10 protein-coding genes, 2 pseudogenes and 1 riboswitch are annotated in these 13423 nt (G+C 73.0%); of the genes and pseudogenes, 9 read left to right on the top strand and 3 right to left on the bottom strand.

Going from position 1 to position 13423, the window contains the following annotated elements; genetic code table 11:
- Nucleotides 1-105 precede the first annotated feature (105 nt).
- The 3 genes from N6H00_RS02235 to N6H00_RS02225 all read right to left on the bottom strand — a co-directional run bounded on the left by N6H00_RS02235 (nucleotide 106) and on the right by N6H00_RS02225 (nucleotide 3259).
- Nucleotides 106-1386 carry an MFS transporter gene (locus N6H00_RS02235; protein WP_268969805.1) on the bottom strand — a complete coding sequence of 427 codons (1281 nt, stop codon included), beginning with the start codon at nucleotides 1384-1386 and terminating at the stop codon, nucleotides 106-108.
- A 71-nt stretch (nucleotides 1387-1457) separates the two neighbouring features.
- Entirely contained in the window at nucleotides 1458-1961 is a 504-nt protein-coding gene (locus N6H00_RS02230; RefSeq protein ID WP_268969804.1) for a MarR family winged helix-turn-helix transcriptional regulator, read from the bottom strand.
- 50 nt (nucleotides 1962-2011) lie between these two features.
- Nucleotides 2012-3259 (bottom strand): YVTN family beta-propeller repeat protein, encoded by a 1248-nt coding sequence (locus N6H00_RS02225; RefSeq protein ID WP_268969803.1) that lies wholly within the window; start codon nucleotides 3257-3259, stop codon nucleotides 2012-2014.
- A gap of 562 nt (nucleotides 3260-3821) precedes the next feature.
- Between N6H00_RS02225 and N6H00_RS02220 the strand changes: the two genes are divergently transcribed.
- From N6H00_RS02220 to N6H00_RS40410, 9 genes and pseudogenes are all read left to right on the top strand, one after another.
- Nucleotides 3822-4721, top strand: a complete 900-nt coding sequence (locus N6H00_RS02220) for a Gfo/Idh/MocA family protein (protein ID WP_268969802.1) — start codon at nucleotides 3822-3824, stop codon at nucleotides 4719-4721.
- A 109-nt stretch (nucleotides 4722-4830) separates the two neighbouring features.
- Nucleotides 4831-5592: an HAD family hydrolase gene (locus N6H00_RS02215; protein WP_268969801.1), complete on the top strand. Its 762-nt coding sequence runs from the start codon at nucleotides 4831-4833 to the stop codon at nucleotides 5590-5592.
- On the top strand, nucleotides 5589-7934 hold the full coding sequence (locus N6H00_RS02210; protein WP_268969800.1) for a glycoside hydrolase family 65 protein: 2346 nt from the start codon (nucleotides 5589-5591) through the stop codon (nucleotides 7932-7934). The genes N6H00_RS02215 and N6H00_RS02210 overlap by 4 nt, the downstream gene beginning before the upstream one ends.
- A 32-nt stretch (nucleotides 7935-7966) precedes the next feature.
- Nucleotides 7967-9013, top strand: coding sequence for a PHP domain-containing protein (locus tag N6H00_RS02205; protein ID WP_268969799.1), 1047 nt, complete (start codon nucleotides 7967-7969; stop codon nucleotides 9011-9013).
- 75 nt (nucleotides 9014-9088) lie between these two features.
- Nucleotides 9089-9265, top strand: a complete 177-nt coding sequence (locus N6H00_RS02200) for a hypothetical protein (RefSeq protein WP_268969798.1) — start codon at nucleotides 9089-9091, stop codon at nucleotides 9263-9265.
- 227 nt (nucleotides 9266-9492) lie between these two features.
- Nucleotides 9493-11418: a potassium channel family protein gene (locus tag N6H00_RS02195; protein WP_268976828.1), complete on the top strand. Its 1926-nt coding sequence runs from the start codon at nucleotides 9493-9495 to the stop codon at nucleotides 11416-11418.
- Between the two features lie 61 nt (nucleotides 11419-11479).
- Nucleotides 11480-11656: riboswitch (cobalamin riboswitch) on the top strand.
- 43 nt (nucleotides 11657-11699) lie between these two features.
- Nucleotides 11700-12089, top strand: a complete 390-nt coding sequence (locus N6H00_RS02190) for a (2Fe-2S) ferredoxin domain-containing protein (protein WP_268969797.1) — start codon at nucleotides 11700-11702, stop codon at nucleotides 12087-12089.
- Between the two features lie 149 nt (nucleotides 12090-12238).
- A pseudogene (locus N6H00_RS02185) lies at nucleotides 12239-13251 on the top strand (FAD-binding dehydrogenase); the annotation flags it as partial.
- Nucleotides 13252-13263: 12 nt separating this feature from the next.
- Nucleotides 13264-13419 (top strand): annotated as a pseudogene (locus tag N6H00_RS40410) (FAD-binding protein); the annotation flags it as partial.
- Nucleotides 13420-13423: the final 4 nt, after the last annotated feature.

The raw sequence follows: 13423 nt of genomic DNA, 5'->3' as shown, positions 1-13423 counted from the left end.
CGTACGCGGAGACCCGCGGCCGTGAGCGCGGCCGCGGGTACCTCGGAGCAGTGGTCCGGCGCCGTGCGGGGCGGACCGTGAGCGCGCCGGGTCCGCCCCTCGCCGTCAGCCGGCCGAGCCGAGCTCCTCGGCCAGCGCCTGCTGCTCCAGCGTCTCCCGCCGCTCCTCGGCCGGGGTGTGACCGGCCGCCTCCGCCGCCTGGACCCGCTCGGCCTCGGCGAGCAGCGAGTGCCCGGTGGCCAGGACGCCGATGCCCAGCGCGACCGCGGCGGCACCGATGTAGAACGGCAGATGCACCCCGTTGTGCTCGGCGATCTTGCCCGCGGCGTACGGGGCCAGACCGCCGCCGATGAAGCGGACGAAACCGTAGGAGGCGGAGGCCACGGGCCGTTCGACCGGGGCGACGGTCATCACCGCCTGGGTGGTGATCGTGTTGTTGATCCCGATGAAGGCACCGGCCACGATCACCGCCACGATCAGCGTCGCCTTGGAGTCGGTGAAGAGGCCGATGACGAGGATGTCGAGCGCGAACAGCGCCAGATTCAGATACAGCGAACGGGCTATGCCGAGCCGCGCCTGGAGCCAGGGGGCGCCGAAGACCGAGAAGAAGGCGACGAGCAGACCCCAGCCGGTGAAGACATAGCCGAGCTCATGGGTGCCCAGGTCCATCGGGAACGGCGCATAGCCCAGCACCGTGAAGAAGCCCCAGTTGTAGCAGAGCGCGGTCAGCCCCATGGTGAGCAGTCCGCGGTGGCGCAGCGCCTTGATCGGATCGGCGATCGAGGCCCGGCGCGCCGGGGTCGGGGTGGGCTGGACCAGCACGATGGTCGCGATCAGCGCGATGGCCATCAGGACCGCCACGCCGAAGAACGGCCCGCGCCAGCTGATCCCGCCCAGCTCACCGCCGAGCAGCGGTCCGACCGCGATGCCGATGCCCAGGGCGGTCTCGTAGAGGATGATCGCGCCGGCGAAACCACCGCTGGCCGAGCCGACGATGACGGCGAGCGAGGTGGCGATGAACAGGGCGTTGCCCAGGCCCCAGCCGGCGCGGAAGCCGACGATGCCGTCGATGCTGCCGGACGCCCCGGCCGCCGCGGCGAAGATCACGATGAGCACCAGACCGGCCACCAGAGTGCGCTTGGCGCCGATCCGGCTGGAGACGAAACCGGTGATCAGCATGGCGACGGCGGTGACCACCAGATAGCTGGTGAACAGCAGCGACACCTGGCTCGGCGTGGCGTGCAGCTGAGCGGAGAGGGAGGGCAGGATCGGATCCACCAGGCCGATGCCCATGAAGGAGATCACGCAGGCGAAGGCGACCGCCCATACGGCCTTCGGCTGCTTGAAGGGGTTGGTGGTGCGGGGATGAGCGGGATGAGCGGACAAGAAGGGCTCCGTCGGTCAGGGCCCGAGCCGTGACGACATGGCAAGCCGTGGCGCGGCAGGGTGCCGAGTGATCAGGAAGCGGTGCCCCCCGGGGCCTTCCGCGTCCGTGCCGCGCTCTCGACCAGCCGCTGGAAGGCGGGGGTGGCGGCGCGGACGGCGGTGGCGAGTGCCTGTTGGTCCTCGGGGGAGAGAGTGGCCAGCAGTTCGGCGAGACGTTCCGTACGGTCGCGGCGCCGCTCGGCGAGCAGCTCCCGGCCGGCGTCGGAGATCGCCACCAGCACCACCCGGCCGTCGTGGGGATCGTCGACCCGGGTCACCAGGCCCTGCCGCTCCAGTCGCTGGATCAGCTGGGTCATCGAGGGCTGGGTGACACCCTCGTCGGAGGCGAGGGCCGTCAGCCGGGACGGGCCCTCCCGGCTGAGCCGGCCAAGGGTCGAGGCGGCGGTGAAACTGATGTCCCGGTTGGTCAGATGGCGCACCGCGAGGAACGCCAGCTGCTCCAGCGCCTCCGCGACCTCCTCACGGGTCACGGGGGCGTCGGTTTCCCGGGGACCGGACTGCTGTGTGTACTCCACATCCAGATTTTATATCACGCCTCTATATAGGCAGGCTATGCATATCTCTCTCAGCGGAAGATCCCGGTGTGGCCGAGGGAGTAGCGGCCGGGCTGGGGGTAGACCGCGAGCCCGTGCGGGCCGCCGCCGACCGGGATCCGGGCGCGCAGCCGGCCGTTGCGGGTGTCGATCGCGTACACCTCGCCGTTGTACCGCCCCGACAGCCACAGCACCTTGCCGTCGCTGGACACCCCGCCCATGTCGGGGCTGCCGCCGCCGGGGAGCCGCCAGCGCTGGACGAGCTTGCCGGTCTTGAACGACAGCACCGAGATGGTGCCCTCGCCGCGGTTGGAGATGTACATGGAGCGGGAGTCGCGGCTGACGTAGAGGCCGTGGGTGCCCTTCCCGGTGGGCAGCAGCCGTGGCGTGCCGAAGGTGTCGCCGTTGAGCACCCACAGGCCGTTCGCCATCATGTCGGCGATGTACCAGGTCTTGCCGTTCGGTGAGATCTTGACGTCCTGCGGCATGGCCCCGGCGATCGGCAGCCGCTGCTTGGCGATCACCTTCCGCTTCGCCGTGTCCACCTTCAGCAGCTCACCGGAGAACTCGCACGAGACGATGAAGTAGCGCCCGTCGGGGGAGAAGTCGGCGTGGTTGACGCCGTAGCAGTCCACCGGCACCGACTTCACCACCTTCATGCTGTGCGCGTCCCGGAAGACCAGGGCCCGGTCCTTGGAGGCCATCACCACGGCGTACTTGCCGTCCGGGGTGAAGTAGAGGTTGTACGGGTCATGGACGTCCACCGGGCGGCCTGCCCGGCCGTTGGCGGGGTTGATGGGAGTGAGGGTGTTGCCCAGGTCGTTGTTGACCCACAGCGTCTTCAGATCCCACGACGGCACCACGTGCTGCGGTTGACGGCCCACCGGAATCGTGCGGATGACTTTGAACTTCTTCGGATCGATGACGCTCACCGTGTCCGAGAGCGTATTGGGCACGTACACCCGCGACGGAAAGTCCTTCACCGCCCGGGACAGCATCCCCGGCCGGTCGGCCGCGTACAGGTCCTGGGGATCCAGCGGCGGTGGCATTCCCGGCAGCAGCCGGGCGCGCGCGGCCCTCCTCTTCGCCGCCGCCGAGGCCGCCGCGGACGCCGCCGCCGCGCTCGCCCGTGCCGACGCCGACCTCGCCCGGTCGGGCTTGTGCTCGCCGGAGGCACAGGAGGGGACCGCGGCCCCGCACAGCAGCAGGGCCACCGCGGTCCGGAGCGTGGCGCGCCGCCGGTACGCGGAGGAGAGGGGGCGGGACGAGCCACGGACCACGGGTACCTCCGGCGGTGAGGGCGGGCTTCGGCCGCACCCGCACCGCGGCCGGCCATGGCCTCACCCTGGCACCGCCCCCGCGCACCGGCATCCGCCTGCGGCCAGGCGGGGGAGGGCCGTCCCGCCCCCGGCCGAAACGGCCGGGGCACGTCCGGTCCGGGCCGCCGCGAGCCCGCGACCCCCGGCCCGGGGCCCGGCCGCTTCGCCGGGTACCTCCGGGCGGCCCCGCCCCGGGAGCCTCGCCTCGCCCGAGGATGCCTGGCCGACGCGCGGGCTGGGCGGCGCGGCCGCAGGCCCTCCGCCCGTGGTGTCGGGGCTGGTGGTCGATCACTGTGTCCCAGACGTGCGGCCGACCGCGGGGCGCGCATCTTCGGGGCGGTTACGGGTGTGATGCGCGGCCTCACCCGAACCGGCGGCGCGAACCCGGCGGCGCGTCATATACGTAGGCATTCACGTGAGGGAGCCCTCTGCGAGGACGCCCCTTGGGAGGACGCTCTCCGGCCCCGTAGGATCGCGGCCGACGCCGGGGACACCTGGGGCTTCGTACGGAGGGGGACGGACAGTGCGGTTCGGACTGCTGGGCACCGGACACTGGGCGGCCGAGACCCACGCGGCGGCGCTCACCGCGCACCCCGTGGCCGAACTCGCCGGGATCTGGGGGCGCGATCCGGCGAAGGCACAGGCGCTGGCGGACCGCTGGGGCACCCGTGCCTACCCGCACGCCGACGCGCTGATCGCCGATGTGGACGCCGTCGCCATCGCGCTGCCGCCGGACATCCAGAGCGACCTCGCCGAGCGGGCCGCGCTGGCCGGGCGCCATCTGCTCCTGGACAAGCCGCTGGCCTTCACCACCGAGGCGGCCGACCGGATCGTGCGCGCCGTGGACGAGCGCTCACTGGCCTCGGTCGTGTTCTTCACCAAGCGCTTCGCGGCACCTGTCGAGACCTTCCTCCAGGAGGCCGCGGCGGCCGGCGGCTGGGACGGCGGCCGTGTCACCCACTTCGCCTCGATCTTCCAGCCCGACGGCCGCTACCGCGACTCCCACTGGCGGCGGGAGCGGGGCGGGCTGTGGGACGTCGGCCCGCACGCCCTGTCCGTCCTGCTGCCGGTCCTCGGCCCGGTGGCCGAGGTCACCGCACTCGGCGGGCCGCGCGGGGCCGCGCATGTGCTGCTGCGCCACCACCGCGGCGCGATCGGCACGCTCGCGCTCACCCTGGACGCCCGGCCCGCCGCCCAGGGATTCTCCGGCGACTTCTACGGTGAGCGGGGGACCGTCACGATCCCCGACGCGGACACCACCGCGGTGGCGGCCTTCACCACGGCCGTCGACCGGCTGTTGAGCGGCGCGCGCGACGGCGGCGCGGCCGACCCCTGTGACGTACGGTTCGGCCGTGAGGTCGTCGCCGTCCTGGAGGCCGCCGACCGCTCCCGCCGCGAGGGACGCACCGCCGTACCGCGCTGAGCCGCGGCCGGCTCCCGGTCCGGCCGGTTCCCGGTCCGGTGCGGCCGGTTCCCCGCCCGGTCGGCCGGTTCCCGGGCATACTCCGGCCGTTCCGGGGGAATCGGGGGCCATGACCGACCTCTGCCTGCCCGATTCCATCCGGGCCTGCCTGTTCGATCTCGACGGCGTGCTGACCCGGACGGCGGTGGTGCACGCGGCGGCGTGGAAGCAGACGTTCGACGAGTATCTGCGACGGCGCGACGGCCCCTCCTTCCGCCCCTTCGACTCGACCCGCGACTACGACGAATACGTGGACGGCCGGCCACGCGCCGACGGGGTGCGCACCTTCCTGGCCTCCCGGGGCATCGACCTCCCCGAGGGCGACCCGGACGATCCGCCGGACAAGGACACCGTGCACGGTCTGGGCAACCGCAAGAACATCCTGGTGCTGGAGAAGATCCGGCAGGAGGGGGTGGAGGCGTATCCCGGCTCGGTGCGCTTCGTGCGGGCCACGCGCGCCGCGGGGCTGCGCACCGCGGTCGTCTCCTCCAGCGCCAACTGCCGCGATGTGCTGATCGCCGCCGGTATCGAGCCCCTCTTCGAGGTGCGGATCGACGGTGTGGTCGCCGCCGAGCGCGAGCTGCCCGGCAAACCGCACCCCGACACCTTCCTGGAGGCCGCCCGGGAGCTGGAGGTCGCCCCCGGGGCGGCCGCCGTCTTCGAGGACGCCCTGGCGGGCATGGAGGCAGGGCGCGCCGGGCACTTCGGCCAGGTCATCGGCGTGGACCGGGTCGGCCAGGCCGACGCGCTGCGCGCACACGGCGCCGACACCGTGGTCCAGGACCTCGCCGAGCTGCTGGGGAACGCAAAGAACGCGGAGGGCGACTCGTGATCACCGATTCCTCGTACGCCGTCGACCCCTGGCTGCTGCGGGAGACCGATCTCCGGCTCGATCTGCTGCCCCAGAGCGAATCGGTCTTCGCGCTCTCCAACGGCCATATCGGCTGGCGCGCCAACCTCGACGAGGGAGAGCCCCACGGCCTCCCCGGCTCGTACCTCAACGGGGTGTACGAACGGCGTCCCCTGCCCTACGCCGAGGCCGGGTACGGCTATCCCGAGGCCGGCCAGACGATGATCAACGTCACCAACGGCAAGATCATCCGGCTGCTGGTGGACGACGAGCCCTTCGACCTGCGCTACGGACGGCTGCGCTCCCATGAACGCGTGCTCGATCTGCGCGGGGGAGTGCTGCACCGCACCTGTGAGTGGACCTCGCCCTCCGGGACCAGCGTCCGGGTCCGCTCCACCCGGCTGGTCTCCCTCACCCAGCGGGCCATCGGCGCCATCGCCTACGAGGTCGAGGCCCTGGACGCCCGTGTCCGCGTCGTCGTCCAGTCCGAACTGGTCGCCAACGAGCAGCTGCCCGAGCGCGGGGGCGACCCCCGGGTGGCCGAGGCCCTGGAGTCCCCGCTGAACCCCGAGGAGAACGCCGCCGACGACAAGCGGCTGCGGCTGATCCACTGCACCGAGGCCAGCTGTCTGCGGGTCGCGGTCGCCGCGGACCACCTGATCACGGGGCCGCCGCCGACCCGCCACGCCAGCGAGAGCACCGACGACGTCGCCCGTCTGACCGTCACCTCGGTACTGGAGCCGGGCCAGGTCCTGCGGCTGGAGAAACTGGTCGCCTACGGCTGGTCCGGCGCCCGCTCGCTGCCGGCCGTACGGGACCAGGTCGAGGCCGCGCTGGCCGGGGCCGCCAGCACCGGCTGGCGGGGCCTGGTGGACCAGCAGCGCGATTGGCTGGAGGACTTCTGGTCCCGGTCCGATGTGGAGGTCGACGGCGACGCCGAGATCCAGCAGGCCGTGCGCTTCGCCCTCTTCCACGTCCTTCAGGCCGGTGCCCGTGCCGAGGAACGGGCCATCCCCGCCAAGGGCCTCACCGGCTCCGGCTACGACGGCCACTCCTTCTGGGACACCGACACCTTCGTGCTGCCCCTGCTCACCTACACCTTCCCCGAGTCCGTGGCCGAGGCGCTGCGTTGGCGCCAGTCCATCCTGCCCGCCGCCCGGGAGCGGGCCCGGCAGCTGAACCACGAGGGCGCCGCCTTCCCCTGGCGCACCATCGACGGCTCCGAATGCTCCGGCTACTGGCCGGCCGGCACCGCGGCCTTCCACGTCAACGCCGATGTGGCGGACGCGGTGGTGCGTTATGTGGCGGCCAGCGGGGACGACGAGTTCGAGCGCGATTCCGCCGTGGAGCTGCTGGTGGAGACCGCCCGGCTGTGGCGCTCGCTGGGCCACCACGACCACCACGGCCGCTTCCACATCGACGGGGTGACCGGCCCGGACGAGTACAGCGCCATCGCCGACGACAACGTCTACACCAACCTGATGGCCCAGTCGAACCTGCGGGCCGCCGCGGACATCGTCGAACGCCACCCGGACAAGGGCGCCGAACTGGGCGTCGACGACGAGGAGGCAGCCGCGTGGCGGGACGCCGCCGAGTCCATGTCGGTCCCGTACAACAAGTCCATGGGGGTCCACGAGCAGTCCGCGGACTTCACCGGCCACCAGGAGTGGGACTTCCAGGGCACCCGCCCCGACCAGTACCCGCTGATGCTCCACTTCCCCTACTTCGACCTGTACCGCAAACAGGTGGTCAAACAGGCCGATCTGGTGCTGGCGATGTATCTGCGCGGCGAGTGCTTCACCGAGGAGCAGAAGGCCCGCAACTTCGACTACTACGAGCGGCTGACGGTCCGGGACTCCTCCCTGTCCGCGTCCTCCCAGGCCGTCATGGCCGCCGAGGTCGGCCATCTGCGGCTCGCCTACGACTACCTGGGCGAGGCGGCCCTGATGGACCTGCGGGACCTGGAGCACAACACCCGCGACGGTCTGCACATCGCCTCGCTCGCCGGCACCTGGATCGCCCTGGTCGCCGGATTCGGCGGGATGCGGCACCGCGACGGCTGGCTGGAGTTCTCGCCCAAGCTGCCCGAGAAGCTGGCCCGGCTCGCCTTCACCATGCAGGTGCTGCGCCGGCGGCTGCGCGTGGAGATCACCGACCGCAGGGTCACCTACTCCCTGACCGAGGGCGCCCCCTTGGAGATCCGGCACTACGGTGAGCGCCTCACCGTCTCCGACAAGAACCCCCAGACCCGCGACATCCCCGAGCTGACGGCCCGCCCCGAACCCCGTCAGCCCCCCGGCCGACGCCCGAACCGCCGCGCCTGAGACGCGGACGCCCACAGAGCGAGGAGTGCGCGATGGACCCGCTGGAGGCCCTGGACCGCATCGGGTTCCTGCTGGAGCGTGCCCAGTCGCCGACCTACCGGGTGCGCGCCTTCCGCACGGCCCAGGAGGTGCTCGCCGCACTGGACCCCCAGGAGGTGGAGCGGCGTGCCGCGAACGGCACCCTCCGGTCGCTGAAGGGGCTCGGCCCGAAGACCTCCCAGGTGGTCCAGGAGGCGCTGACCGGAGAGGTGCCCGGATACCTGGCCAAGCTGGAGGCCGAGGCCGCCGGGACCGGGTGTGAGCTCGACCGGGACGCGGCGCGGCTGCGCGCCGCGCTGCGCGGCGACTGCCATATGCACTCGGACTGGTCCGACGGAGGTTCCCCGATCGAGCTGATGGCCCGTACGGCGGCGCGGCTGGGCCACCAGTGGGCGGTGCTCACCGACCACTCCCCGCGGCTGACGGTGGCCCGCGGCCTCTCGGCGGACCGGCTGCGCGCCCAGCTGGAGGTGGTGGCGGAGCTGCGCGACAAGCTCGCCCCCTTCCGGCTGCTCACCGGGATCGAGGTGGACATCCTGCCCGACGGCTCCCTGGACCAGGAGCCGGAGCTGCTGGACCGGCTGGATGTGGTGGTGGCCTCGGTCCACTCCAAGCTGCGGATGGAGGCCCGCCAGATGACCCGCCGGATGGTCACCGCCGTCAGCGATCCGCTGGTCGATGTGCTGGGCCACTGCACCGGACGGCTGGTCGGCGGGAAACGCCCGGAGTCGGCCTTCGACCACGAGGAGGTCTTCGGCGCCTGCGCGGCGAAGGGCACCGCCGTGGAGATCAACTGCCGTCCGGAGCGGCTGGATCCACCGCGCCGGCTGCTCCGGGAGGCCGTGCGGGCGGGAACGTATTTCTCCATCGACACCGACGCGCATGCGCCCGGCCAGCTCGACTGGCAGCCCTACGGATGCGACCGGGCCACCGCCTGCGGGGTGCCGAAGGAGCGCGTCATCACCACCTGGACGGCCCGGCAGCTGGTGGAGTGGACCCGTACCCGGCGGCCCCCGCGCCGGGCGAGCCGCACGAGCTGAGGTCCGCGACGAGCCACCGCGCGGGGGCGTCGGTAGGATCTGCCGCACACACGGTCCGCAGGGGAGGCGCACACGATGAGCGGTACGGCTCGGCCCGACGGCCCGGACCCGGAGGCGGCGCGCCCGGTGCCCGCGGAGCCCGAGGGCGGGGAGTCCGCCTGCTGGCTGGACAAGGTCTGCGGCGCATGTGGCGCGATCCAGGACACCGCCCCCTTCGACCGCTGCGCGCGCTGCGGAGCCGCCAGGGAGTGAGGGGCCGGGGTGCCCGGACCGTCCCGCGCCTGTGGCCGACTCCCCGCAACCGTCCACCAGGTACGGTCTGATCATGACCGCCGGGACGGACGCGCCGGCCGCCGGACGCCTGTGGCCGTCGTACCCCGCCCGGAGCTGATCAACGGCACCATGGACCAACGGGGGGCTTCGCCGTCGTGTTCTCCACCTCCACCTCCACCCCGCCGTCTCCCTCGGGGGCGGCACACATGGTCGTCTGCGGTGACGACGCGCTCGCCCACCGCCTGGCCGCGGAGCTCCACGACGTCTACCGGGCGCGGGTGACGGTCGTCATCCCGGGCGGTGTCCCCCTGGCCGGCCCCACCGGGCGGCGGACGGCGGGATGGCGGTCCGGCGGCCGCACCTCCGCGTTCTTCGGCCGGTTCACCGCGGCGGTCGGCCGGGTCCCGATGCCCCGGCAGACCACCGACCACACCGCCTCGGACGGTGGAGTGCGGGTCATGGAGGCCCCCGACCTGGACGACGAGGTGCTGACCGAGGCGGGCGCGGCACAGGCGACGGCGCTCGCCCTGGTCCACGACGACGACGAGACCAACATCCACGCGGCGCTGCGGGCCCGCCGCCTCAACCCCCGGCTGCGGCTGGTCATCCGGCTCTACAACCGCAAACTCGGCCAGCACCTGGAGGAACTCCTCGACGAGGCGGCACGGGTCGCCGACCCCGGCATCGACGCCGCGGAGCTGGACGCCACCACCACCGTGCTGTCGGACGCCGACACCGTGGCCCCCGCCCTGGCGGCCACCGCCGTCGCGGGCACCAGCAAGGTGCTCCAGGCCGACGGGCTGCTGCTGCGCGCGGCCGAGCGCAGCCCGTCCGGCCCGGACGAGGTCGCCCGTCCCGGACTGTGCACCCTCGCCCTGCTGTCGTCCACGACCAGCGACCCCGGCGGCAGTGAGGGCTCGGACAGCAGCGGGGACGAGCGGCCCATGCTGCTGCCCGGTGACGCGGAGGTGGCCGCCGCCACCGGCCGCGACACGGTGGTGCTCGAGGCCATCTCCGCCATCGGCCCGCCACTGCCGCCACGCCGGCTGGGCAGCCGCAGACTTCCGCTCGCCTCGCTGTTCTCCCGCCGGCTGCGCTGGTCCGTCGCCGGAATGGCGGCCGCCGTGCTCGCGCTCACCCTCGTCTCCTGGCAGGTCACCGGGGTCGGTCTGCTCCGCGCGGCCTACCTGACGGTGCTGGACGTGCTGGCCATCGACGATCCGGCGCTCGACGAGCCGACCGCACGCAAGATCGTCCAATTGCTGTCCGGGCTGGCCGGACTACTTCTGCTGCCCGTCCTGGTGGCCGCCGCGCTCGAGGCGCTGGGCACCTTCCGCACCGCCTCCACGCTGCGCCGCCCGCCACGCGGCCTCTCCGGCCATGTCGTCCTGCTCGGACTCGGCAAGATCGGCACCCGTGTGCTGGCCAGACTCCGGGAGATGGACATCCCCGTGGTGTGCGTGGAAGAGGACCCCGGTGCGCGTGGCATCCCGCTGGCCCGCGAGCTGGGGGTGCCGACCGTGGTCGGCGATGTCACCCAGGAGGGCGTCCTGGAGGCCGCCAAGATCCAGCGAGCCCATGCCCTGCTGGCCCTGACCAGCGTGGACACCACCAACCTGGAGGCGACGCTGTACGCCCGCTCGGTCAGACCCCGTCTGCGGGTGGCGCTGCGCCTGTACGACGACGGCTTCGCCACCGCCGTCTACCGCACCCTGCGCGCGGCCCATCCGCAGGCCCTGACCCGCAGCCGCAGCGTCTCCTCCCTGGCGGCGCCCGCCTTCGCCGGGGCGATGATGGGCCGTCAGGTCCTCGGTGCCATACCGATCGAGCGCAGGGTGCTGCTCTTCGCCGCCCTGCATGTGGCCGGACATCCGCGGCTGGAGGGCCGTACCGTCGCCGAGGCGTTCGCGCCGGGCGCCTGGCGGGTGATCGCACTGGACGCGGCGGAACCCGCGGACCGGCAGCGCGACCTCGCCGCGGCACCCTCGCACGACGGCGTCGCCCAGGAACCCGCCCTGGTGTGGGACCTGCACCCCGGTTACGTCCTGCGGCCACAGGACCGCGTGGTGCTGGCGGCCACCCGCCAGGGCCTGGCCGAACTGCTCGCGGGCGCACCGGTCCGCCGGAACTGACCTGCCCATCGCCCTCGCCCGGGGCCGCGGCGGGGGTCCCGTGGCATGGCGGAGCCCGGGATGCGATGATGCCGGGCGACATGGGCGACGGCGGAACGAGGAAGCCGGTGTGAATCCGGACGCGGTACCGCCACTGTGATCGGCGAGCGGATCCCGAACGGGCCACTGCCCGCACGTGGGTGGGAAGGCCGGGACGAGCATCGACCCGAGAGCCAGGAGACTCACGCGGTCGCCTCCTCGACGCAACCGGGGCGGACTTCCCCGGAGGAGGGCGATGCGCCATGCCCAACGGGCCGAGCGACCCGGTGCCGTGCCGGGTGACCGTGTGCCGGGACTGCTGCTGCGGCAGCCCCAAGGTGACCGGGATCGACCACGCCGCGCAGACCGCGCGCCTGGGGCAGGAGGCGCCCGTGCGCGTCTCCGGGTGCCTGGACGTGTGCGATCAGGCCAATGTGATCGTGGTGCAGCCGTCGGCCGCCGGGCGCGCCGCCGGCGCCAGGCCGGTGTGGCTCGGCCTGGTCAACGACCCGGACGCGACCGAGGACATCGCGGCCTGGATCCGGGCGGGCGGCCCCGGTGTCGCACCGCTGCCCGACATCCTCGACCTGTACACCTTCACCCCGCGGCAGCGGCGCGCCTCGCCCGGGACGTCACCGGGCGGCGGGGGCTGACCGGCCGCGCTCCGGGACACCGCATCGCTCCTGGGACAGGACTCTGGCGGCCCCGCACCCTCTGGGCTACCGTCGGTAACACGTTGCCGCCGCGGCAACCCCCTCGTGTCTCCCGCACCCTTTCGAACTCCCCTTCCGGAAGGCAGCCCATGGAGAACCCCACAGACCATTCCGCCTCCCCCGCCGGGATCAGCCGCCGCCGCGCGCTGACGGTGACGGGCGGGGTACTGGCCGGTGCCGCGCCCAGGCGGCACCTGCGGCCCTCGCCGATTCCGGGGCATCCGCGGACGCGGACGCCATCGTGGTCGGCGCGGGGCTCGCCGGACTGGTCGCCACGGCCGAACTGGCGGCCGCGGGCCGCACCGTGCTCCTCCTCGACCAGGAACCCGAGACCAATCTGGGCGGCCAGGCGTTCTGGTCCTTCGGCGGCCTGTTCTTCGTCGATTCCGAGGAACAGCGGCTGATGGGCATCAAGGACTCCCACGAACTGGCCTGGCAGGACTGGCTGGGCACGGCCGGCTTCGACCGCGGCGTCACCGACCCGGCCGGCCAGGACTACTGGGCCCGCCAATGGGCCGAGGCCTACGTGGACTTCGCCGCCGAGGAGAAACGGTCCTGGCTGCACGGGCTGGGCGTGCGCTGGTTCCCGATCGTCGGCTGGGCCGAACGCGGCGGCGGCCTCGCGGACGGGCACGGCAACTCGGTGCCGCGTTTCCACGTCACCTGGGGCACCGGCCCGGCCGTGGTCGAACCGTTCGAGAAGAAGGTGCGGGCCGCCGTGGAGGACGGGCTGGTGACCTTCAGGTTCCGCCACCGGGTGGACGACCTGGCCGTCACCGGCGGTGCCGTCACCGGGGTGAGCGGCGCGGTCCTGGAGCCGAGCGACGCCGCCCGCGGCAAGCCCAGCTCGCGCACCGGGGTGGGCCACTTCGAGCTCAGGGCCCCGGTGGTGATCGTCACCTCGGGCGGTATCGGCGCCAACCACGACCTGGTGCGGCGTAACTGGCCGGACCGGCTCGGCACCCCGCCCAAGTCCATGGTCACCGGCGTTCCGGCGTATGTGGACGGCCGTATGCTGGCCATCACCGAGAAGGCGGGCGGACGGATCGTCAACCCCGACCGGATGTGGCACTACACCGAGAGGCTCAGGAACTACGACCCGAACGCTTCCGGCACCCCGGTCACCGGCCTGTACGCGGCCGGCGAGGTGTCGGGCTTCGGCGGCGGCGGAGTGCACGGCTACCGCTCCCTGGAGGGCACCTTCCTCGGCGGCTGCCTGTTCTCGGGCCGCGCCGCCGGCCGGGCCGCGGCGGCCGCGACCGCGACCTGAACCG

The sequence above is a fragment of the Streptomyces sp. S465 genome (genome assembly GCF_026898115.1).
GTDB lineage: Bacteria > Actinomycetota > Actinomycetes > Streptomycetales > Streptomycetaceae > Streptomyces > Streptomyces luomodiensis.
This window is presented reverse-complemented; position numbering and strand designations above follow the sequence as displayed.